Consider the following 23391-nt stretch of genomic DNA (forward strand, 5'->3'; position numbering starts at 1 on the left):
GAAAAAGAGGTGAAAGTATGAAAATCAATGAACCGCAGCGTATAGGTGCCGTCAATCCGTATCAGAAGCAGACTGAATCCCGCTCTTCATCTGCAAACAGCAAACGAAGGACCGATCAGGTCCATATTTCCGCCGAAGCACAAGAAATGCTGTCCAGCAGCCAAACGAAGAAAGAAGAACGAGCGGACCGCGTCAATGATTTGAAGAAGGAAGTGGCGTCCGGAACCTACCACGTCGACGCCGGCAAAATCGCTGAGAAGCTTTGGCCGTTTTTAAAGTAAAGTGAGATGGGAACAGGTGAAGCGTAATGTTGAACGAGTCCATTGTGGAAACGCTCCAGCAGCAGCTGGAGCTGTATGAACTGTTATTGGAGACGGCCAAGCAGAAAACTCCCGTGCTCGTTTGCAACGATGTGGAGCAGTTGAACGGACTAACATTAAAGGAAAGAAAGCTCCTTAACCGTGCGGAAGAGCTGGAAGTTCAGCGTACGACGCAAGCGAACATCCATTTTTCCAAATTAGGTTACCGTACCAGGAACGGTAAGCTTAGCGATATGATTCGGACGACAACACAGCCTCACGAGAAACTGAAGCTGATGGAACTTCAGCAGCAGCTATCGGCCAAGCTGGAGGAACTGAAGAAGGTCAATGACTTGAATCAGCAGCTCATCGCTCAATCGCTGCGGTTCATTGAATATTCGATCGATCTTCTAATGGAAACCCCTTATGACGATCTTGTTTATCAACATCCAGTAAACAAGGGTAACGGATTGCGTCCTAGCGGGCTGTTTAATACTCGAGTTTAACAGGAGGTCAAGGAATGTCATCCACTTTTTTCGGGATCGAAACAGCCAAACGAAGTCTGTTCACGCAACAGACCGCTTTGAATACGGCAGGTCATAACATTTCGAATGCAAACACAGAGGGGTATTCCCGACAAAGGGTCGGCATGACCGCTGCCAAACCAATGGAACCGCTCGGTTTGACTAAATCGACGGCAGCCGGCCAAATTGGAACGGGAGTTGAAATAAAATCCATTACCCGCATTCGGACGGCCTTTCTAGATGATCAATTCCGGAATGAGAGCAAATCACTCGGAAGTTATACGGTTCAATCCGATACGCTGGACAAGCTCCAGGCGATTGTGAACGAACCGTCAGATAGCGGTTTGCGTACGGTAATGGATAATTTTTGGAAATCCTGGTCCGATTTAAGTAAAGACCCGGAGAACGTAACGGGACGGAAGGTAGTAAGGGAGAGTGCTCTGGCGCTCACCGATGCGCTGAACCAGATGAGTAAACAACTGAGTGATTTGAGCTCTGATCTTACATCCAACGTCGGTACCAAGTCCAATGAAATCAACTCCATATTGACGAATATTTCCGGTCTGAATGCCGAAATCCAACGTGTGGAAAGTCTTGGGGACAATGCAAACGATCTGCGTGACCAACGCGACTTATTAACCGATAATCTGTCCAAAATCGTCAATATCACTGTTGCGAATACGCCGGAAGGCTACAATATTTCGATGGGCGGAACCAATCTTGTCACCGGTGGGAGCTTTACCGCTACATCTGCGGCTGCGTTAACTGCTGCGTTTCAATCGGGAGATCTGAATAATGGCGAAGCATACGGCATGCTTTACTCCAGAGAAACTTATGTAAGCGATTATCAGAAGCAGCTGGACACGGTAGCGAATACAATTGCTACCGGAGACGTGACCGTTACCATTCCGGCCGGTTCCGTGCTGCCGGAAGGAACGGTTCTGAATGGTGTGACCTACACAGGCCCATCAAGAACGCTTACATCGGATTTAACCACAACTGTTAAAGGCATCAACGGGCTTCATCAATTAGGCTATACCTTCGATACTCCGCTGAAATCAGGATCCGAGTTTTTTACCGTTTCTTCGGGAACGGCCATAACAGCAGCGAATATCCGGCTCAACCCTGCCATCCAATCAGATGCGGGATTGATCGCCACATCGCTCAGGACGACCGGCTCGGGGAGCTCGGAGTCTGCGGTTAAAGGTAATAATACGCTTGCGATTCTTATGTCGCAGTTGAAGGGTGGGACTTTCACTTATGCGGGTTCCAGTTCGAGCGGTTTATCCGATGGCACGATCGATGACTATTTTCAATCTATCGTGGGTCAGATGGGCGTACAGGCGAGCGACGTCAGCCGTAAGCTCGACAACCAGCAGAACATGGTTGCGCAGGTGGACGGGCAGAGACAATCCGTAAGCGGTGTCTCTTTGGATGAAGAGATGTCTGATCTGGTGAAATTCCAACATGCATACAGTGCCGCTGCAAGATTTATGACAACAGTCGATGAAATGCTGGATAAACTGATCAACGGTACCGGCACTGTCGGCCGTTAATTAATGGGGAGGCTGCTTCAATGTCTTTTAGGGTTACGCAAAGTATGATGCATTCCCAAATACTGAGGAACATCAACCGCAACTTGAACAGGATGTCGGATCAACAGAATGAGCTTTCTACGGGAAAGAAAATCAATAAACCTTCCGACGATCCGGTCGGCGTCACTTATGCGCTGCGTTACCGGAGCGAGCTTTCGATGAATGATCAGTATCAGCGCAACGTCGATGCCGCCAAATCATACGTAGACCATACAGATACGGTTCTGAATCAAGTTAATGAACTGTTTCAGCGCACGAATGAGTTAACGACACAGGGTGTGAACGGCACGCTCTCAACAACAGATATGAAGACGATCGCCCAGGAGCTCGGCCAAATATATGAGCAAGCAGTAAGCCTTGGCAACGATCAATTGAACGGCAAATATATTTTCAACGGGCAATTTACCGATAAACAGCCTTATACTTCAGCTGGGGCACCCACGCAATCTACCGATGATCAGCAAATTGTGTATCAGTTCGCTGCAGGGGTTAAAGTCCCGGTCAATGTCAACGGTAATGATGTGTTCGGAGCGCCTTCCGACACTGACAACTTATTCGCAGTAATCAAAGGGCTTCAGCAATCGTTTGATAACGGCGATCAAACTACCGCCCAAGGCTTGATGTCAAAGCTGCAGACCCGATTTGACACCTTCTTGGGTGTACGGGCCGATGTAGGCGCCAGATCCAACCGCATCGATTTGATAGATTCCCGTATTAAAGACTTGGATATAAATTTGACGGAGTTAGATTCGAAGACCGAGGATGCCGATATAGCGGAAACCATTACGAAGCTGCAAACAGAGCAAAGCGTTTATCAAGCGTCGCTATCTGTCGGCGCGAAAGTGATCCAGCCCAGTTTATTGGACTACTTAAGGTAATGAATCGAAAGCGGGGCATTACAGATGGAATTATTACGGCTTTCTATACATCAGACATATGCTCAGCTTGGGATTCAAAGCCGTTCCGCCAGTCAGGACATTCATTCTCCGAAAGGCGAGCTGTCGATCATGCAGCCTTCAGCCAAGATGGAAATTCAGTCACCGCAAGGAGAGCTTCGTATTGATTCATCAGCCGCTTGGGCTGCTTTAGGACACGGCAACCACCTGGAATGGATGAACATGATATACAGTCAGACAAAGAGTATTGTTCTTCAAGCTATTGCGAGAACGGCCCAGGAGGGCAGCCGGATGGCGCAAATCACGAATCCGGATAATGCAATTTCAGAGATAGCAAAGGAACGCTTTATGAACAACCATAGTACGTTACAATATACAGGACAGCCGGCTTATGATAATGTTAAAGTCAGTTACGAGCCGCATGAACCTGAAATACGCATTGAACCGCAACAAGCCCGGATTGAGTACACTCCGCATAAACCGGAGATCCAATACAACCCGGGTGTTGTCGACATATATATCAAGCAAATGAACTCCATCGACATTCAAGTCAGTAATTACGATTATTATAAATGAACGAATGCTATAGCGCTTGCTATAGCATTATGTATTTTGTCAACATAATCGGAGGTGGGAAGCTTGCTCGGTTTTCTCCATAATAAAGTATTTCAGTTTAACGGAAGCGTACTTGGATTTGAAGATTTCAATGAGTTCCTTTTTACAATAGCAGAAGAGAATAGTCAGTTCGGCTTTCTTCAAAGTGTGGAAAATGAGAATGTAGGTTTTTTGGTGGCAAATCCGTTTTATTTTTATTCTGAATATAAATTCGAAATTGAAGAGAAAACGAAGCATCAACTAAAGCTGCAGTCGTCCGAGGAAGTCACCGTTCTTGCTATTATGACGGTGCGGGAGCCATTCATTAAGTCAACCATAAATCTAATGGCACCGCTCATCATTAATATGACGACTGGAGACGGACGCCAAATTATACTCCCTCCGGAATATAAGCACAGAACAAAAGAACCGCTATTTCATGAAGAGAAGGCGGAAAGCGGGGGAAGTAAATGCTGATCTTAACTCGTAAAAAAGGACAATCTATAATCATCAATAATAACATTGAAATTCTTATTTCAGCCGTTGACGGGGATCAAATAAAAATCGGAATCCGCGCACCGGAGGAAATTTCCATCTTTCGCAAAGAAGTATATGAAGAAGTTCAGCAAACCAATCAAGAAGCGGTCGCATCCAAATTAAGTCTGAATCAAATAAAAAATATTCCAGAAAAAAAGTAACAATTATACTTAATTTGGTCTACGCTGCTATTAAATAATGGTACTTTCCAACCGATAATATTAATAAGAGCGAGAGCTCTTCCACAGGGAAGTGGAAAATTTATTTTCAGGGAGGAAATTATCAATGATTATCAACCACAATCTTAACGCAATGAATGCACACCGCAACCTCACTTTCAACAATACCCAACAAGGTAAATCGAGTGAGAAATTGTCTTCCGGTTTCCGGATCAACCGTGCGGCTGACGATGCAGCAGGTCTTTCAATCTCCGAGAAAATGAGAGGACAAATTCGCGGTTTGGGCCAAGCTCAACGTAATGCCCAAGACGGCGTTTCCTTGATTCAAACGGCTGAAGGCGCGTTGAACGAAGTTTCCGACATGCTCGTTCGCATGAAAGAGCTGACTGTTCAGAAGGCTAACGGCACGTACGGTGCAGCTGACACTGCTAATATCGACCTTGAATTGACGAACCTTGCTACGAACATTACGAACACGATCTCCAACACAAGCTTCAACGGCAAAACAATTCTTGACGGTACTGCAACAGCCGACATCGTTACAGATGACAAAGGCACTAAGTTAACTGTAGCTGCCGCTGTACTGACTAACACTAAAGCATTAACAAGTGCATCTACTACAGCTAACATCGAAACAGCAATCGATGAAGTGAACTTGCAGCGCGCAACTTATGGTGCTCAACAAAACTCCTTAGAGCACACAATCAACAACCTGGGAGCAACAACAGAGAACCTGCAAGCTGCCGAATCCCGTATCCGCGATACTGATATGGCGAAAGAAATGATGACCTACACCAAGTTTAACATTCTCCAACAAGCAGCAACGGCTATGCTGGCACAAGCTAACCAAGCTCCTCAAGGCGTTCTGCAATTGCTTCGTTAAGATAATAGACAGGCATAGTTGGGGTTTTAAAAAACAACTAAAAAAAGCCGTTTTTTCTACATTCGTAGGGAAAACGGCTTTTTAAATAAGATATTTGAAAAATTGATAAAACTATCACCTTGCTCTTCAAAAATTACCGAATTCTCACGATATAATAGTTATAAGTTTAAATTGGGAGGCAGTCGTGTATGGATATCAGTGCTACAAATCCACCAGTTTTTTATAGCAGTTCCGTTAAGCCGACGGAATTAAACACTTTAACAACACCGACCAATAACGACAAGCAGATTAAATCCTCTGCTGATATCTCGGATAAAGAAAATTTTGAGCTATCAGTATCGGAGAAGGCGGTTATGAGAGCGGTTGAACGAGCTAATAAGATGATTTCCGGTACACCTAAGCATGCCGAATTCAGCGTTCATAAGCCTTATGGGGATATAGTCATTAAAATAGTGAATTCCGAGACTAAAGAAGTTATTAGAGAATTCCCTTCTGAGAAAGTGTTGGATCTCCTCGACAAGCTGCAGGAAATCAATGGGGCTATAATTGATGAAAAGAGGTAATAAAGAATGAGCACACAGGCACAGAATGTATACATGAAGACTCAAGCTACAACGGCTCATCCCGGGGAACTCACCTTAATGCTTTACAATGGTTGTCTTAAATTTATGAAACAAAGCATGATAAATATCGAAAGACGGGAATTCGAGGCAAAGAACACCAACATACAACGTGCTATCGATATCGTCGAAGAACTTCAAATCACGCTGAATATGGAATACGAGCTGTCAGCGAATTTGTTCAGTCTTTACGCTTTTATTAAGGAGACTTTAATGGAAGCAAATATAGGTATGAATAAGGACCATATTCAAGAGTGCATCAATTTATTGATAGAATTAAGGGATACGTGGGTGCAGGCTTTAAAACAGGTCAAATCAGGCTTGCAGGTAAACACATTATGACTCTGCAATTGGAAACTTGCTTAAATCAACTAAAAGAGACCGCGGAAGAAATATTACTCCTTAACCTTCAGGAAGAAGGAGCTGTTGAGAAGTTAGAGCTGCTGCAGCTCCAGCAGCAAGTTCTTAGAGATCATATCGCAAGCGTATGGACAAGTGCCTTACCGGGGCATTTAAAGCGAACTGTCAGCGGCTGCCTGGAATTAGAGGAGCAGATTAAAGTTAAGCTGGAATCTTTCCAGGTAGAAATGAATGATAGTTTGAAGGAGTTAAAAAGAGCGGGTTTTATCAGAGGGAAATATCAAAATACGTATATTCAAGCTGAAGGATATTTTTTAGACAAACACCAATAAAACGACCCGTTACCTGGTATGGTTTACGGGTCGTTTTATGTTTATCCGATTATTGCAGTTGACCCTGCAGCCACGAAATCTGCGCATTGCTATTGGCAATTGCGGTGTCCATTTTAGAAAACATGCTGTAATAATAATTTTCCTTTTGATCGAGCTTGTCCTGCAGGTCAACAATTTTATAATTAATGTCGTAAACCTGCTTACCCAGAGTATTCGTTACATTGGAAAACGAATCATTTGCAGTGCCGGCTGTGTTTATGATGCTGCTGATTGTATTGTTTGCACTTTCATAGAATTGCTGCAGCACGCCCTTGTCGGATTGGGCGCCGCCCGAGGACATTTGGTTTGTGAAAATCTTGATTACTCCCTGCGGGTCCTTGGATATGGCATCTTTGAGTCTGGCGCTGTCAATTTCAAGTTTACCCGCATTTTCGGAATCATTGAGAATATAAGGCTTAGTAGTTATTCCAACATCGTATAACGAGTTTAAGTTGCTGGGAAGGGTAGTAATTGTTGAATAAGCGCTTCCCCGCAAGCTGTTACGGAGCTGAGCCAGTGTTTGATCATTATGAAGTAATCCGCTTTTCGCTTTATTCTCCCAATTCGTTATATCCGTTTCGGACATCGCTTTTTTCTGCTCATCAGTTAAAGGTTGATAGTCTCTAAATACGCTCTCTCGTAACTTCGTATTTATACTCCCGAGCAGGTCATTGTATTTCGTTACAAAGTCTGAGATTGAATTATAGATCGCATCCGTGTCCTGATTGACATTCACGGTCACGCCATTAACTGGATCCGTCACGTTCCGCAGCGTATAAGTGACCCCGTTCGAAGTAATCTGATTTGAAGCATAAGTACCATCCACACCGTCAATGTTTACCTGTGCGTTGCTCCCCTGGGTGATAGCGGTATTTAACTGGAATGTATTCAGGAAATTGGTAGTTGAAGCGTCTGCACCATAAATGATTTTTGCAGTGTCTCCGGTAGTTTTACTTGTAACGCTGATCTTGTCCGTTATGGAATCATAATACATGTTGACTCCCGCAGCGGAATTATTAACTTTGGACATTATGGAGTCTAAGGAGTCTGTATTAGTAATATTGATCGTCTGTCCGTTAATGACAAAGGAGGTTGCGGTTAATGCGCCGGATAATTTAGAAGCTTGTGTGCTAAGAACCGCACTATTGTCGAATTTAAATGATTGATTATCAGTAAAACCTAAATCCGATACTGTCGTATATCCGGTTACGGTGTTGATTTTTAACTGCGGCAGATAATTGGGATCTCCCAATGGGGTAAAATTTAAGGTATCGTCACCATTTGTACCGACTTGAATTTGGTTTGCGCCAAAGCTTTGATCCACAGCCGATTGAATAGCACTTACCAGCCCGGCCTTGTCATAATTGCCATCTGCTATTGTCACTGTCTTGGTCGTTCCATTGAGGGATACGCTAAAAACGTTGTTCTTGCCGGCTGCACTGATCGACGCCCCTGAAGTAAGTGCCGTCGAACCATTCAGCGAGGCGGAACTGGTCACGTTCCCGCTTGACGTAGAAGCTCCCTGCGCTAATTTTGTTACAATAATTTTGTGAGTTCCCGCTGCTGCAGTCCCGACGGACGAAACTTCTACCTTCGTTGAATCCGAAGAAGTTGAAGTAGTGTTTGCCCAAGTGCTTCCAAAACGGAGGGCGGATAAGGAATCGCGAAAAGCCGCCAGTTTGACATTTATATCCCGATAGGCTTGTGACTTCCACGTTAGCTGCTGATTTTTTTGGCTCAGCTTGTCCAGTGGGGCCCGCTCGGCCTGCATAAGCTTAGCTACCATACTGTCAACATCGAGTCCTGAGCCTAATCCTGCCAATCTCATGACCATAAAGCAATAACCTCCTTATTATGAATGCGGATATATTACTATTATTATCGTCATAACCAGGCGATTTCTTTAGTTATATAACAACCTCATTCCAGCTCCGACGAACTCCATTCTGGACCAAGAGATATGAACAGCCTAATTTTTAATCAATACAGCCATATGAGTCATTGTATTTATACCATTGTGATTCAATAATTGAATAACCGCCTGTAAGTAGGATGGGTTGTGTTCAATGGTCTTGGAATAGGATTGAATCATTTTTATTACATGCTCCAGTTTGAATTCGTTTTTTCGAAAACCGGCCATCCCGATAAGATGCATTTTGATCATAGAATAATGTACAATAAGCATCACATATTCCTCGAATAAATTGTTGCCGCGGGCAACGGGAAACAGGTTTTTATAAACGTAATTAACCAAATAATTTTCCAGGATATATTCATGATCTTTAATAAAAGGCAAGTAATAATCGTTATAGGCTTCATCATAATGAACCGAAATTTCATCGAACTCGCAATCATCCGAATACTGCAGCCCTTGCAGGGTTTCGTTAAAGCATTCCAAGTATCGCTGATTGTTAATGGTATGAAGAAAATGCTTATCAATAATTTCTTTTATTACTTTTAACTGGAATGTATATTGGGTCGGTAATTTGTCTAGCCCTTCTTTTAATCTTCCCTCTCCTAAATTCGACATATACATTGAAATTAAGTGTGGAATCTCATCGAGCATTCCGTCTTGCAAGTATTGCTCCAATTTCTGATAGAACACTCCCAAAATAATTAATCTTTCCCACAAATAATAAGTACGATTTTGTAGAACGTCGATAGAAAAAGAGCGTAATTCCCAGAAATATTTGTTAATATCATTAATTTCGGTATCGGTTTGTAGCCGATTAATGACCATGTTGCGTATATGAATCGATTCTTCCTTCATGTCAAATTCCATTTTATTGGGGTTTAACAATGCAAGACGGGCAATTTCCGGGCATGACATCGTTGCGGATGTCTCGAGTATGTTATTTACCAGATTCGAAGTTCTGGGATAGGTGGCGCAAACATGTGAGAGGAAACTCTCACCTAATTTTTGTTGTATCCGGCACAAATTCTGTTCGGAGAGAAAAGAGCACTGCATTTTGGAGTCCAGTTCCATGCTTGCATAATTTTCGGGGCTTACGTCGACGTTCTTTTTCTTGACCTTCTTATTTAATAGGGGGGACAATTCCTTATCGCGCACTCGGCCATATTTCTTATATGTGGATTTATCGATCGTAACCTGCCAACCTGCGCAGCAGGTGTCTTCACATGCGGATCCGATGCATGAAAATGAATTCATGTATTGGGGTATGAGAGTGGTCATTTTGGTTGTACTCATCTAAGTAGCATCCCCTTGTAATTATTTTTCGTCAACGCCGACAGTTGGCCATTATTTATATATCGTCATGTCTCTTCATTTTGTATAGCCATTTACGAACAAATTAAGATCACAGTCTACAGCAAATTAAGGCTCCAGCCTGCGGCCTTTCAGAATATTTGATCACATTCGAGCGGCAGCAAGATATGAACTGATTTGTCAAAAGGAGGGTTGTGCATTGTACTTCTTCATTTAGGGCTGATAATAACAGTTCGGCGTAATGACGCAAATGTATTCGCTTACAATTTAACGTTGACAATTGTGTTACAACGGTGGTATATTCCTTTTGTGGGCCACGCTTTGTGATCTCGCAGCTATTTGAAGATGAAGGGAATGTTCTGAATGCAAGGTAAAGTGAAATGGTTTAACGCTGAAAAGGGTTATGGATTCATCGAGACTGAGCAAGGCGGCGACGTATTTGTTCATTTCTCCGCAATCCAATCCGAAGGTTTCAAAACGCTCGAGGAAGGCCAATCGGTTGAATTCGACATCGTGGAAGGCGCACGCGGTCCACAAGCTGCCAACGTAATCAAATTGTAATCATCTGGCTGTTAAGCGGCCACACCATAGATGGTTCGCGCTTAACCAAGACACGCACACAGCAGCCCTGGGAAACCAGGGCTTTTTATTGTTCTCCGGGTACCGCCTTCTATCGACAATTTAATTTTCAAATAATTCAAAAAAAACAGAAAATGCTTTTGAGATTGGGGCGGAGGGTGTGATATACTAAGAGTATGTAAAGGAGGAGTGCCCCATGAAATACAACGTTCGAGGTCAACACATTCAAGTGACAGACGCCCTGCGCGATTATGTCGAGAAGAAATTAAGCCGCCTGGAAAGGTATTTTGAAGCACCGATTAACACCTCCGAAACAACCGTTACCCTTTCCGTCACCAAAGGCAAGCATGCAGTGGAAGTAACCATTCCGCTTCCGGGTGTTATGCTCAGGGCGGAAGAGAAGAAGGATGACATGTACGCTTCCATCGACCTTGTCGTGGATAAACTGGAGCGGCAGATCCGTAAACATAAAACTAAAGTGAACCGAAAGTTCCGCAATGAAAGCGGTATCAGAACCTTGTTCAAGGACGACAGCGCGCCTGTGAGGGTGCTTGATGAAGAAGATGACTTGGAAGTCGTGCGGACCAAGCGGTTTACGCTTAAACCGATGGACGTCGAAGAAGCAATCCTCCAAATGAATATGGTCGGTCATTCGTTCTTTATGTTTGCAAACTCGGCAACCAGTGAAGTGAATGTCGTATATAAACGAAGCGATGGCAAATACGGTCTCATAGAACAAACTTGAAATCTTACTTACTTAAAAGATTATATAAGGGCAGGCTTCCATCGGGAGCGCTGCCCTTTTCCAATGAAAGGATGAAGGGCATGGATATTGAGGTTGACTCTATACTCGCATTGCGGGAAGTGCCGCAAACTGTTACAATTTATCCAAAGAGGCGTAACAACGAAAGGGGAAGACCATGCTCGGACTTGTAAAAAAAATATTCGGAGATGCCAACGAACGGGAAATTAAGCGTCTCATGCGCACCGTAGAGCAAATTAATGATTTAGAGTCGCAAATTTCACAGCTGTCGGATGAAGCGCTTCGAGGTAAGACGGACGAGTTTAAAGCCCGCATCGAAGAAGGCGAGGAACTCGAAGATCTGCTCATCGAGGCGTTCGCCGTTGTACGGGAAGCCTCTAAGCGGGTACTCGATAAACGTCATTATGACGTTCAACTCATCGGCGGCATGGTACTTCATGACGGCAAAATATCTGAAATGAAAACCGGGGAAGGCAAAACGCTCGTAGCCACGCTGCCGGTTTATTTAAATGCGCTGCTCGGCAAGGGTGTTCACGTCGTCACGGTCAATGATTACTTGGCCATGCGCGACAGCGAGCAGCTCGGGCAGCTATATAATTTTCTAGGATTGACAGTCGGCTGCAACCTGCATGGCCTTACTCATGCGGAGAAGCAGGAGGCTTACGCATGCGACATCACATACGGCACCAATAATGAGTTCGGCTTCGACTACCTGCGTGACAATATGGTGCTGTACAAGGAACAGATGGTGCAGCGTCCGCTTTATTTTGCCATTATCGATGAAGTGGACTCGATCTTGATCGATGAAGCGCGGACTCCTCTGATTATATCGGGACAAGCCGCCAAGTCGACTGAGCTCTACTTCGCCGCAGACCGATTTGTCAGCCGTCTTAAAGAAGAGGAAGATTACACGGTCGATGTGAAGCTGCGCTCTGTTACATTGACCGATGCAGGCGTGGAGAAATCCGAGCGCGCCTTCGGTATCGAGAACTTATTCGACCATGCGAACGTGCTGCTGAATCATCACATTCAGCAGGCGCTTAAAGCGCATGCCATTATGAAACGCGACGTCGATTATGTCGTTCAGGATGACGAGGTAATCATCGTCGATGAGTTTACCGGACGTCTCATGGCCGGCCGACGTTACAGCGACGGACTGCATCAAGCGATCGAAGCCAAAGAGCAGATTAAAGTGCAGAACGAAAGCATGACGCTCGCAACGATCACGTTCCAGAACTACTTCCGGATGTACCGTAAGCTGGCCGGCATGACCGGTACGGCGAAGACGGAGGAAGAGGAGTTCAAGAAAATCTATGGTTTGGACGTAATCCAGGTCCCGACGAACCGCCAGATGATCCGTAACGATATTGCGGATGTAGTCTATAAAACCCAGACCGGCAAGTTTAAAGCGGTTGTTGAAGAAATTGTCGATCGCCACAGCAAGAACCAGCCGGTTCTGGTTGGTACCGTCTCTATTGAGAATTCCGAGCGGCTTTCGGAGATGCTGAAGAAACGCGGCATCACGCATAAGGTGCTTAACGCCAAATATCATGCCGAGGAAGCGGAAATTATTTCGCGCGCCGGCCAGGCCGGCTCCGTCACGATTGCCACTAACATGGCGGGCCGCGGTACTGACATTATACTTGGCAGCGAGGTTCCGGCCGTTGGCGGGCTTCATATTATCGGTACGGAGCGGCATGAGAGCCGCCGGATCGATAATCAGCTGCGCGGTCGTGCCGGACGTCAAGGCGACCCTGGTTCATCCCAGTTTTATTTGTCTCTGGAAGATGAGCTGATGCGCCGTTTCGGTTCGGAAAACATTATGGGTATGATGGAACGCCTCGGTTTTGAGGAGGATCAACCAATCGAGAGCCGCCTCATCACGCGTGCGATCGAATCGGCTCAGAAACGCGTGGAAGGCAACAACTTCGACCTGCGTAAAGTTGTCCTCCAGTATGACGATGTCATGAACCAGCAGCGTGAAATCATCTACAAGCAGCGCCGGGAAGTACTCTATTCGGAGAACATTCGCGATATTGTGCTTGAGATGATCAATCCGGTTATTGATCGGATCGTCGAAGCGCACTGTCCAAGCGACGATGTGCCCGAGAACTGGGAGCTTCAGGAAATCGTCGATTATGCCCAGGGCACATTCCTGTACGAGGGAATGATTACGAAGGACGATCTGTGGGGCAAAGAGAAAGAGGAAATTATTGAATTCCTGAATGAACAGGTCCTTAAGCTTTATAACCGGCGCGAGGAAGAGATCGGCATGGAAACGATGCGCGAATTCGAGAAAGTCGTTGTGCTGCGGGCTGTGGACAGCAAGTGGATGGATCATATCGATGCAATGGATCAGCTTCGTCAAGGGATTCATTTGCGCGCATACGGCGGCACCGATCCACTGCGCGAATATCAATTTGAAGGCTTCGAAATGTTCAAGGAAATGGTCGAACATATTCAGGAGGAAGTCACCAAGTATATTATGAAGGCACATGTCGAGAGCAATCTCGAGCGTCAGGAAGTCGCCAAAGGACAGACGGAAACCGGCGGAAGCAGCGAGCCCCAGGTCAAACGTCCGATGAAGAAGGAAGAGCGCGTCGGGCGTAATGATCCGTGCCCTTGCGGAAGCGGCAAGAAATACAAGCAGTGCCACGGTCAATAATGCCGCCCTGCGCATAGGGTAGGGCAGAACTATATTTTGAGGTGAAGCGACAGTCATGATAGATATAACGGTCAAGCAAGACCTGCGTGAAGTGGCGAAGCGGCTCCAAGAACTTAGGGGGTCTCTTTGACCTCGACATCAAGCAAGAGCTGATTGCCAACTACGAAGAGAAGATGACGGCGCCCGATTTCTGGGACGATAACGACAGGGCGCAGAGCACGATCGCAGAGCTGAATGCAGTCAAGTCCGTCGTTGAGCAGTATGAGCGAATGAACGGCGAGAAGGAAGACCTCGAGACGATGCTTGAGCTGGCGGAGGAAGAAGGCGACGACGAATCGCTTGAGGCCGAAATCGCCAAAAGCGTAGCGCAGCTTGTTGGTAAGGTAAACGAGTTCGAGCTGCAGCTGCTGCTCAGCGAGCCTTACGATAAGCTTAACGCCATTCTCGAGCTGCACCCGGGGGCGGGCGGCACGGAGTCTCAGGATTGGGGCCAGATGCTCTACCGGATGTACACGCGCTGGGCTGAGAAGCGGGGCTTCAAGGTCGAGGTGCTTGATTATTTGCCTGGCGATGAAGCGGGCATCAAGAGCGTTACGATTTCGATAAAAGGGTACAACGCCTACGGCTATCTGAAGGCTGAGAAAGGCGTTCATCGCCTCGTTCGAATTTCGCCGTTCGATGCCTCCGGGCGCCGGCACACTTCATTCGCTTCCTGTGACGTTATGCCGGAGATATCCGACGATATCGAGATCGATATTCGGTCCGAGGACCTCAAGGTGGATACGTACCGCTCTAGCGGTGCGGGCGGACAGCACGTCAACAAGACGGAATCGGCCATCCGGATCACGCATATCCCGTCGGGCATCGTGGTCGCATGTCAGACACAGCGCTCGCAGATCCAGAACCGCGAGCGTGCAATGCAAATGCTTCGTTCCAAGCTTTATGAGCGCAAGATCGAAGAGCAGCAGAAGCATCTGGCGGAAATCCGCGGCGAGCAGTCCGACATCGCATGGGGCAGTCAAATCCGCTCGTATGTATTCCATCCGTACAGCATGGTCAAGGATCATCGCACAGCGGTTGAAACCGGCAACGTCGGAGCGGTTATGGACGGCGACCTTGATGCCTTCATCGACGGATATTTGCGCAGTCAAATTCGCCATGAATAGCTAAGATGATAAGCGCATGCATAGGCAGGGCAAAGAGTTCCTACACTGATAAGATGTAGGAGCTTTTTTTTATATTTATATTCAGTATGGGTCCGTCAGCCGAGGAGAAATCTTATGAGCGCGGAAGGATGGAAAGGAGAGAACGACATGGTGAGTGAACACAGCGAGGCTGCCCGAGAAGCGGCAATCTTGGAACGCACCAGGCGCCGCAGACGGGCAGGCGGAAGTCCGCTCGGCCCCCGGTCTCGGGCGGCTATTAATGTACTTCTGCTGTTGTCAGGTTCGCTGCTGATCGCTTTGAGCTTCAATCTCTTCCTCGTACCGCTTGGAATCGCCTCCGGCGGCGTGTCCGGAATATCCATTCTGGTGAACAGGCTTACCGGCATTCCGCCTGCATTCACTCAGTGGGGGCTCAATGTGCCTTTATTTGTTCTCGGGCTATGGCTGCTTGGCAAGCGTTTCGCACTCAAGACGGCGCTTGGCTCATTCGTGCTGCCTCTATTTGTTTTGCTCACGTCACAGTGGCCCCCGCCGACGAACAACGCGATGCTCGCCGCCATCTATGGGGGGATCGGCGTCGGAGCCGGGCTTGGCCTTGTGTTCCGGGGCCAGGGCTCTACGGGAGGACTCGACCTTGCCGCGCAGCTGCTTCACCGTTTTACCGGCATCCGTCTGGGCCTTGCCGTCGCCTGCTTCGACGGCCTCGTTATCGCGGCGGCCGGCTTGCTGATTGCGCCGGAGAATGCGCTTTATGCGCTCGTAGGGTTATTCGTAACGACGAAGACTATCGATTTTGTCCAATCGGGCTTATCGATTTCCAAAGTGGCCTTTATTATTACAGACCGTCCGGATGCGATTGCACAGGTGGTGCTGCACGATTTGGACCGGGGGCTGACCAGACTCGACGGCCGCGGCGGTTTTACGGGAGAAGAGCGAGCTGTGCTGATGGTAGTGGTCGGGAGAGGAGAAGTGTCGAAGCTGAAACAGCTGGTGCGTGCGGCGGACGCGGGTGCTTTTGTCATCATAAGCGATACGGCGGAGGTGCTTGGCGAAGGGTTTAACCTGCCGTAAGGATATAACCGGAACTTCATTTTTTCGTTGTATTTAAATAAATTACTATGTATAATAATACAAAACATAGGCTATTTCCTCTGTCCGCCGGTTCGTGTAAAATGGATAGTTAGGAAGTAAGACGGATGGGAGCGAAATAGCATGAGTACTAAATTGAAAGCAGCGATTATCGGATCGACCGGATACGGAGGCGTAGAGCTGATCCGGCTGCTCGCAAGTCACCCGCAGGCTGAAGTGACGTCGGTTATTTCATCGTCCAGCGCAGGAGCGCCGATTGCTGAAGGATATCCGCATTTAACTGAAATTCGCACCGATTTGCTCGATGACGTCGATCCGGCGCTTATCAAGAGCAAAGCGGATGTTGTTTTTATAGCGACACCGGCCGGCATTGCGGCCAAACTTTCGCCCTCGCTGCTTGAAGCGGGGTTGAAGGTCATCGATATATCCGGCGATCACCGGCTCAGGTCGCGCGAGCAGTACGAAACCTGGTACAAGAAGGAACCGGCGCACCAGCAATATCTTGACCGAGCGGTATACGGACTTGCCGAGGTTTACGGGGATGCGGTATTGGGCGCCGATTTTGTTTCGAACCCGGGCTGTTACCCGACGGCGACGCTGCTGGGACTCGTTCCGGCGGTCGAAGCGGGATACATTGACCCGTCTACGATCATCATCGATGCCAAATCGGGCGTATCCGGTGCAGGCCGCGGTGCAAGCCTTGGTTATCACTATCCCGAAATCAACGAAAATTTCAAGGCTTATAAGCTCAATAAACACCAGCATATACCGGAAATCGAGCAGGTGCTGTCAAGCGCAGCCGGCCATCCTGTCGTAACCACTTTTACAACGCATTTGGTTCCAATGACCAGGGGTATCATGAGCACGATGTACGCGACTATCAAAGACGGTCGAAGCGCAGAGGACTTTATTTCCTTATACCGCAATTATTATGAAGGACGCCCTTTCGTACGTATTCGCAAGCAGGACACCTGGCCTGCTACGAAGGAAGTGTGGGGGTCGAATTATTGTGATATCGGCTTTGCCGTCGACGAACGGACCGGACGCGTGACAATCGTGTCGGTTATCGACAATCTGGTCAAGGGCGCGGCAGGGCAGGCCGTGCAGAATTTGAATCTCATGATGGGCTGGGATGAGACGCTCGGACTCCGGTTCGTACCCGTTTATCCGTAAAATCAGTTTGCAATTCAGTTGAAGGAGACTCGATCGAACAATGGGACAGGGGAAATCAGAAGCGGCTTTCACGGTCGTGCCGGACGGCTCGGTCACAACCCCAAAGGGATTTAAGGCCGGCGGCTTGCACTGCGGATTGAAAAAAACAACGCGTCACGATCTCGGCGCAATTGTATGTGACGTGCCGGCGGCAGCGGCAGGCGTCTACACGACGAACGTCTTCCAGGCAGCGCCGATCCAGGTGACGCGCGAGAGCATCGGCGCAGGCGGAGTACTGCGCGCGGTTATCGTGAACAGCGGCAACGCCAATGCCTGCACGGGAAAACAGGGCGAGGCCGACGCCTATGAAATGCGCGGCAAATTCGCTGAGGCGATCGGCGTTCCGGCGGAGCACGTCGCAGTAGCCTCCACAGGCGTTATCGGAGAGCTGCTTAAGATGGACTGCGTGCGGAGCGGTATTGCCGAGCTTCCGGCGAGGCTTGCGGCAACTTATGAAGCGGGCGATGATTTCTGCCAGGCGATTCTGACGACGGATCTGGTCAAGAAAGAAGTGTGCGTTTCCGTTGAAGTTGACGGCCGGCTTGTTCATGTGGCAGGCGCATCCAAAGGCTCGGGCATGATTCATCCCAATATGGCCACTATGCTGGGCTTCGTCACTACGGACGCGGCAATCGGCAGCGAAGCATTGCAGAAGCTGCTGCGCCGGGCGACGGACCTCACTTTTAATATGATTACGGTTGACGGCGACACGAGCACCAATGACATGCTTGTAGCCATGGCGAGCGGGCTTGCGGGCAACCGCGAGCTGGATGAACGCCATCCGGATTGGGCGGCTTTCGCTGATGCCCTCACATATGTATGCGAGGTGCTTGCCAAAGCAATCGCCCGCGACGGCGAAGGCGCGACCAAGCTAATTGAAGTACAGGTTCGCGGGGCGGTATCGGATGAAGCGGCCCAGGCTATCGCGAAGACTGTTATCGGCTCCTCGCTCGTCAAGTCGGCAGTATTCGGCGCGGACGCCAACTGGGGCCGGATTATCGCGGCAGTCGGACGCGCCGGTCAGCCGGTTGATCCTGAGACTGTCGATATCCGGCTGGGCGGCATTGTAACGCTTGAGGCATCGCGGCCTGTCGCATTTGATGAGGAAGCGGCGCTTGAATATTTGAAAGGCGACACGGTCGTCATTCATGTCGACCTTCATATGGCCGAAGGCGCGGCAACCGCCTGGGGCTGCGATCTTACTTACGATTATGTCCGTATTAATGCGGCATATCGAACCTGATAGCTGATCGAACTCTGCCCGCAGCGGGTATTTAACGTGTATAACACTCGCGGCATCGGTTAGGCAGACTATAGATGATTGTTATTACGAAGGGGACGGACGGGAACATGGTGGAACAGCGGTTTGTGATGAAGTGCGGCGGCAGCACGCTTGCAGCGCTGCCGGATTCATTTTTTGACGATCTGCGCGGGCTGCAGGAGCGGGGCGTCAAGCCCGTCATCGTGCATGGCGGTGGACCGGCGATCTCGGAGACGCTGGCTAAGCTCGGCATCGAGAGCGAGTTTGTAAACGGCCTCCGCAAGACTAGCGATGAAGTATTGGATGTTGTCGAGATGGTGCTTGCCGGGCGCATCAATAAGGAGATCGTCCGCAAAATCCAGCAGAGCGGCGCAAAATCTCTGGGCCTCTCCGGTGTCGACGGACAGCTCATCAAGGCAAAGCCTGTGGCGAACGCAGCTGAAATCGGTTTTGTCGGCGATGTCACGGACGTCAATGCCGAGGTGATTGAAGGTGTTATGGGTATGGGGTACATACCGGTTATCGCCCCGATCGGTATCGACGAAGCGGGTCAACGATACAATATTAATGCGGACACGGCGGCAGGTGCCGTCGCATCGCATCTCGGCGTCGAGCGGATGATCGTGGTCACCGATGTCCCGGGCATTCTTGGGACCGTCGGCGGCGAGAAACGGGTGCTGCCTACGGTAACCATTGAAGAGATTGAAGCAATGATTGCAAGCGGCGAAATTTACGGTGGAATGATCCCTAAGGTTCGGGCCGCGATTCAATGTATTCAAGGGCGCGTACGCGAGGTTATTATTGTTAACGGCGACGAACCGGGCGTGCTCAGCAAAGCTGTTCTTGAGAGCGGCATCGGCACCCGAATCGTGCAAGCCAGGCACTTATAGAAACAATCCATAAAAGAGGTGAACCGGGTAATGAGCGATTTGAACAAAACGGCGGCAGCAGCAGTGGCGGACGGAACTCCAGTGTCAAGCGGAACGGCAGTGAGCGGCGGCAGCTCGCTTTTCCCCACGTATGCCAGGTATCCGATTGCGCTTGCTAAAGGCGAGGGCAGCTGGCTTTGGGACGATAAAGGCAATAAATATTTGGACTTTATGTGCGGGCTCGCCGTAACCAATCTGGGCCATGCGCCTCAAGGTGTGAAGGAAGCACTGGTGAAGCAGCTTGACGAGCTTTGGCACGTATCGAATCTGTTCCACATTCCGAACCAGGAGGAAGCGGCGAGGCTGTTAACCGATAACAGCTGTGCGGATGCGGTATTCTTCTGCAATTCAGGCGCGGAAGCAAACGAAGCGGCGATCAAGCTGGCCCGCCGTTATCATCAGAAGGTAAAGGGTAACGGACGCTGCGAAATCATTACATTCGCGCAATCTTTCCACGGCCGGACACTAGCCACGCTCACGGCAACCGGACAGGAGAAGGTCAAGGAAGGTTTCGGCCCGCTGCCGGAAGGCTTCACTTATATTCCGCTGCATGACATAGAAGCGCTTGAATCGGCTGTCTCGGATAAGACGGCGGCGATCATGCTGGAGATGGTTCAGGCCGAAGGAGGCGTGATTCCGGTCGATCCCGGTTTTGTCCGCCACATCGCCAAGCTTTGCAAAGAACAGGGTCTGCTTCTGATTATTGATGAAATTCAGACGGGAATGGGGCGTACGGGCAAGCTGTTCGCATTTGAACACTACGGTATCGAGCCCGATATTTTCACACTCGCCAAAGCGCTCGGAAGCGGCTTCCCCGTAGGCGCAATGCTTGCAAAAGAACATCTGATAGAGGCGTTCAGCCCGGGAAGTCACGGCTCGACATTCGGCGGCACACCGATCGCTGCCGCAGTGGTGAAGGCGACCGTCGAGACGATCGTTGGCGGGAAGCTGCCGGAACGCGCAGCAGAGAACGGCGAATACTTAATGGGGCAGCTTCGCGAAAAGCTGGCCGGAAATCCCCTGGTCCAGGAAATTCGGGGCAAGGGACTGATGGTCGGTATCGTATGTGCTCAGCCCGTCGCTAATATAATCGCAGAAGGACAGAATCGCGGCCTGTTGGTTGTAAGTGCGGGGCCGAACGTCATTCGTCTGTTACCGAACCTGCTTGTCACGCGCGAGGAAATCGACCAAGCGGTTGCGACCCTTGCCTCCATTATTAAGGAGTAATCGGTGAGACGGCATAATTCCAGTAAGAGAGGGGAGAACAATCCATGCAGCAAGCAATAAATCAAGAGCTGGCCGTGAATCTCAAAGGGCGCGACTTTATCGCTCTTGCCGACTATGAGCCGGCGGAAGTGCGTTACCTGGTCGACCTTGCCATCGAACTTAAAAAGAAGCAAAAGGCGGGTGAAATCTACCATCCGCTGCAGGGCAAAACGCTCGGCATGATTTTTGAAAAATCATCCACCCGCACCCGGGTGTCGTTCGAAGTGGGCATGTACCAGCTGGGCGGCCATGCTCTGTTCTTAAGCCGCAACGATTTGCAAATCGGCCGCGGCGAAACGGTATCGGATACGGCGCAGACGCTTTCCCGTTACCTTGACGGCATTATGATCCGCACATTCGCTCACCGTACCGTGATCGAGCTGGCGCGCGGAGCGACTATACCGGTGATTAACGGACTGACCGATGCATCCCACCCGTGCCAGGCGCTCGCCGATTATCAGACGGTGCTTGAGCATAAAGGCCGCCTCGAGGGGCTGAAAATCGCCTACATCGGAGACGGGAACAACATGGTCCACTCCCTGCTGATGGGCGCGGCGAAGCTGGGCATGCACATGTCCGTAGCGACGCCTGAAGGTTACGATCCGGATGAGGAAATCGTGCGCCTGACGAAGGATAACGCGTCCGTCACCGGCTCGCGCATCCATATTTGCCGCGACCCGAAAGAAGCGGTTGCCGATGCAGATATCATCTACACGGATGTCTGGGCGAGCATGGGCTTTGAAGCGGAGCAGAAGGAACGCGAGATCGCCTTTGCGGACTATCAGGTTAACGAAGAGCTGGTCAAATATGCGAAGAGCGACTTCCTGTTCATGCACTGCCTGCCTGCGCATCGCGGCGAAGAAGTGAGCGAGGGGATCATCGACGGTAACCACTCGATCATTTTCGATCAGGCGGAAAACCGCCTGCACGCACAGAAAGCGATAATGGCAGCGATAATGTAACGATCGCGCCTTCATGGCAGCGTTTATGCTAATATATTCAGCGGCATTGAGCCGACATCTTTCTTACAAGGAGCAAGAGAATCGATGGCGAAGGAAAAAATCGTACTGGCATACTCGGGCGGTCTTGACACGTCCGTTATTTTAAAATGGCTGAAGGAAACGTATGATGCGGAAATCATCGCATTCACCGCGGACATCGGCCAGAAGGACGAACTCGACGGCTTGGAGGCCAAGGCGCTGGCGACCGGCGCATCGAAAGTATATATCGACGACCTGCGCGACGAGTTCGCGCAGGACTTTATCTATCCGATGTTCCAGGCCGGCGCGTTGTATGAAGGACAATACCTGCTCGGCACATCGATAGCCCGTCCGCTTATCGCGAAGCGTATGGTGGACATTGCGCGCGCCGAAGGCGCGACTGCGATTGCTCACGGCGCAACAGGGAAAGGCAACGATCAGGTGCGTTTCGAATTGACGGCGGCGGCCCTCGCTCCGGATATTCAAGTGATTGCTCCATGGCGCAGCGAAGAATTCCGCGAACAGTTCCCGGGCCGCGCGGAAATGATCGCTTACGCCGAGAAGCATAACATTCCGGTCCAGGCATCAGCGGCAAAGCCGTATTCGATGGACCGCAACCTGCTGCATATCAGCTTTGAAAGCGGCATGCTCGAGGATCCTTGGTTCGATCCGAGTGCGGAATCGAACAAGGATATGTTCGTACTGAGCGTATCCCCGGAGGATGCTCCGGACAAGCCGGAATACATCGAGCTGACGTTTGAAGCGGGCAACTGCACAGCTGTGAACGGCGAGACGCTGAGCCCGCTCGCGGTTATGGAGAAGCTCAACGAACTTGGCGGCAAGCATGGCATCGGCCGAGTCGACATGGTGGAGAACCGCTTTGTCGGCATGAAGAGCCGCGGCGTATACGAGACGCCGGGCGGCTCGATCCTGTTCACCGCGCATCGCAAGATGGAATCGCTCACGATGGACCGTGAAGTGATGCATCTGCGGGACTCACTGATCGCGAAGTACGCATCGCTCGTGTACAACGGCTTTTGGTTCGCTCCGGAGCGGCTTGCCATGCAGGCGCTCGTCACCGAGAGCCAGAAGAACGTCAGCGGCGTTGTCCGGCTGAAGCTGTACAAAGGCAATATCATCGGCGCCGGCGTGAAAAGCCCTGTCAGCTTGTACAACCCTGACATCGCGACGATGGAAGCCGATCCGTCCAAGGCGTATGATCAAGGCGACGCTACGGGCTTTATCCGCCTCAACGCCCTGCGTCTGAAAGTATCGTCGGGTGTGGAGCAGAGCCGAAAACAATAATCATAATCAACTGGGAACGGCCGCGCACGGGTCGGGCTATTTGCCTAAAAAATAGCCCGGCCTGCGTGCGTTCATTCGAAACAGCGCGATAA

Annotated in this window: 24 protein-coding genes; 22 read left to right on the forward strand and 2 right to left on the reverse strand. The window is 49.4% G+C overall.

Annotated elements, in window-relative coordinates; translation table 11 throughout:
* Nucleotides 1–17: 17 nt before the first annotated feature.
* The 11 genes from flgM (at nucleotide 18) to KZ483_RS03575 (ending at nucleotide 6819) form a co-directional block, all read left to right on the forward strand.
* Nucleotides 18–281 (forward strand): flagellar biosynthesis anti-sigma factor FlgM, encoded by a 264-nt coding sequence (gene flgM, locus KZ483_RS03525; RefSeq protein WP_220351390.1) that lies wholly within the window; start codon nucleotides 18–20, stop codon nucleotides 279–281.
* A gap of 26 nt (nucleotides 282–307) precedes the next feature.
* A complete protein-coding gene (locus KZ483_RS03530) occupies nucleotides 308–805 on the forward strand; it encodes a flagellar protein FlgN (RefSeq protein WP_220351391.1) in 498 nt (165 codons plus the stop codon).
* Between the two features lie 14 nt (nucleotides 806–819).
* On the forward strand, nucleotides 820–2379 hold the full coding sequence (flgK, locus tag KZ483_RS03535) for a flagellar hook-associated protein FlgK (RefSeq protein WP_220351392.1): 1560 nt from the start codon (nucleotides 820–822) through the stop codon (nucleotides 2377–2379).
* 20 nt (nucleotides 2380–2399) lie between these two features.
* On the forward strand, nucleotides 2400–3296 hold the full coding sequence (flgL, locus tag KZ483_RS03540) for a flagellar hook-associated protein FlgL (protein ID WP_220351393.1): 897 nt from the start codon (nucleotides 2400–2402) through the stop codon (nucleotides 3294–3296).
* A gap of 24 nt (nucleotides 3297–3320) precedes the next feature.
* A complete protein-coding gene (locus tag KZ483_RS03545; RefSeq protein WP_220351394.1) occupies nucleotides 3321–3890 on the forward strand; it encodes a DUF6470 family protein in 570 nt (189 codons plus the stop codon).
* Nucleotides 3891–3953: 63 nt separating this feature from the next.
* Nucleotides 3954–4385, forward strand: coding sequence for a flagellar assembly protein FliW (gene fliW / locus KZ483_RS03550; protein WP_220351395.1), 432 nt, complete (start codon nucleotides 3954–3956; stop codon nucleotides 4383–4385).
* Nucleotides 4379–4606 carry a carbon storage regulator CsrA gene (csrA, locus tag KZ483_RS03555; protein ID WP_220351396.1) on the forward strand — a complete coding sequence of 76 codons (228 nt, stop codon included), beginning with the start codon at nucleotides 4379–4381 and terminating at the stop codon, nucleotides 4604–4606. Before fliW ends, csrA begins: the two co-directional genes overlap by 7 nt.
* A 124-nt stretch (nucleotides 4607–4730) precedes the next feature.
* Nucleotides 4731–5507: a flagellin N-terminal helical domain-containing protein gene (locus KZ483_RS03560; RefSeq protein ID WP_220351397.1), complete on the forward strand. Its 777-nt coding sequence runs from the start codon at nucleotides 4731–4733 to the stop codon at nucleotides 5505–5507.
* Nucleotides 5508–5695: 188 nt separating this feature from the next.
* Nucleotides 5696–6070, forward strand: a complete 375-nt coding sequence (locus KZ483_RS03565) for a flagellar protein FlaG (RefSeq protein WP_220351398.1) — start codon at nucleotides 5696–5698, stop codon at nucleotides 6068–6070.
* Between the two features lie 6 nt (nucleotides 6071–6076).
* Complete coding sequence (gene fliS, locus KZ483_RS03570; protein ID WP_220351399.1) at nucleotides 6077–6469, forward strand: flagellar export chaperone FliS; 393 nt, start codon at nucleotides 6077–6079, stop codon at nucleotides 6467–6469.
* Entirely contained in the window at nucleotides 6466–6819 is a 354-nt protein-coding gene (locus tag KZ483_RS03575; protein WP_220351400.1) for a hypothetical protein, read from the forward strand. The genes fliS and KZ483_RS03575 overlap by 4 nt, the downstream gene beginning before the upstream one ends.
* Nucleotides 6820–6868: 49 nt before the next feature.
* On the opposite strand, the gene fliD is transcribed toward KZ483_RS03575, so the two are convergent.
* Together fliD and fliB are read right to left on the reverse strand one after the other, a co-directional pair.
* A complete protein-coding gene (gene fliD, locus KZ483_RS03580; protein WP_220351401.1) occupies nucleotides 6869–8692 on the reverse strand; it encodes a flagellar filament capping protein FliD in 1824 nt (607 codons plus the stop codon).
* Between the two features lie 135 nt (nucleotides 8693–8827).
* Complete coding sequence (gene fliB / locus KZ483_RS03585) at nucleotides 8828–10066, reverse strand: flagellin lysine-N-methylase (protein ID WP_258881523.1); 1239 nt, start codon at nucleotides 10064–10066, stop codon at nucleotides 8828–8830.
* A gap of 381 nt (nucleotides 10067–10447) precedes the next feature.
* Here fliB and KZ483_RS03590 point away from each other — a divergent pair, with 381 nt between their 5' ends.
* From KZ483_RS03590 to KZ483_RS03640, 11 genes are all read left to right on the forward strand, one after another.
* Nucleotides 10448–10645 (forward strand): cold-shock protein, encoded by a 198-nt coding sequence (locus KZ483_RS03590; RefSeq protein WP_042170033.1) that lies wholly within the window; start codon nucleotides 10448–10450, stop codon nucleotides 10643–10645.
* Between the two features lie 214 nt (nucleotides 10646–10859).
* Nucleotides 10860–11408, forward strand: coding sequence for a ribosome hibernation-promoting factor, HPF/YfiA family (hpf, locus tag KZ483_RS03595; protein WP_220351402.1), 549 nt, complete (start codon nucleotides 10860–10862; stop codon nucleotides 11406–11408).
* Between the two features lie 175 nt (nucleotides 11409–11583).
* Nucleotides 11584–14091: a preprotein translocase subunit SecA gene (gene secA / locus KZ483_RS03600; protein WP_220351403.1), complete on the forward strand. Its 2508-nt coding sequence runs from the start codon at nucleotides 11584–11586 to the stop codon at nucleotides 14089–14091.
* A gap of 55 nt (nucleotides 14092–14146) precedes the next feature.
* Nucleotides 14147–15257, forward strand: a protein-coding gene (prfB, locus tag KZ483_RS03605) for a peptide chain release factor 2 (RefSeq protein WP_220351404.1) whose coding sequence is annotated in 2 segments (ribosomal slippage) — nucleotides 14147–14218 and nucleotides 14220–15257 — 1110 coding nt in all. Because the reading frame shifts where the segments join, the coding sequence is not laid out codon by codon here.
* 147 nt (nucleotides 15258–15404) lie between these two features.
* Nucleotides 15405–16328 (forward strand): YitT family protein, encoded by a 924-nt coding sequence (locus tag KZ483_RS03610; RefSeq protein ID WP_220353244.1) that lies wholly within the window; start codon nucleotides 15405–15407, stop codon nucleotides 16326–16328.
* 141 nt (nucleotides 16329–16469) lie between these two features.
* Nucleotides 16470–17519 (forward strand): N-acetyl-gamma-glutamyl-phosphate reductase, encoded by a 1050-nt coding sequence (gene argC, locus KZ483_RS03615; protein ID WP_220351405.1) that lies wholly within the window; start codon nucleotides 16470–16472, stop codon nucleotides 17517–17519.
* A 40-nt stretch (nucleotides 17520–17559) separates the two neighbouring features.
* Complete coding sequence (argJ, locus tag KZ483_RS03620; protein WP_220351406.1) at nucleotides 17560–18801, forward strand: bifunctional ornithine acetyltransferase/N-acetylglutamate synthase; 1242 nt, start codon at nucleotides 17560–17562, stop codon at nucleotides 18799–18801.
* 110 nt (nucleotides 18802–18911) lie between these two features.
* Complete coding sequence (gene argB / locus KZ483_RS03625; RefSeq protein ID WP_220353245.1) at nucleotides 18912–19709, forward strand: acetylglutamate kinase; 798 nt, start codon at nucleotides 18912–18914, stop codon at nucleotides 19707–19709.
* Between the two features lie 30 nt (nucleotides 19710–19739).
* The gene (locus tag KZ483_RS03630) at nucleotides 19740–20975 is read left to right on the forward strand and encodes an acetylornithine transaminase (RefSeq protein ID WP_220351407.1); all 1236 of its coding nucleotides are present in this window, start codon (nucleotides 19740–19742) and stop codon (nucleotides 20973–20975) included.
* Nucleotides 20976–21019: 44 nt separating this feature from the next.
* Nucleotides 21020–21976 carry an ornithine carbamoyltransferase gene (argF, locus tag KZ483_RS03635; protein ID WP_220351408.1) on the forward strand — a complete coding sequence of 319 codons (957 nt, stop codon included), beginning with the start codon at nucleotides 21020–21022 and terminating at the stop codon, nucleotides 21974–21976.
* Nucleotides 21977–22060: 84 nt separating this feature from the next.
* Nucleotides 22061–23299, forward strand: coding sequence for an argininosuccinate synthase (locus KZ483_RS03640; protein ID WP_220351409.1), 1239 nt, complete (start codon nucleotides 22061–22063; stop codon nucleotides 23297–23299).
* Nucleotides 23300–23391 lie beyond the last annotated feature (92 nt).

Source organism: Paenibacillus sp. sptzw28 (genome assembly GCF_019550795.1).
In the GTDB taxonomy this organism is placed as follows: Bacteria; Bacillota; Bacilli; order Paenibacillales; family Paenibacillaceae; genus Paenibacillus_Z.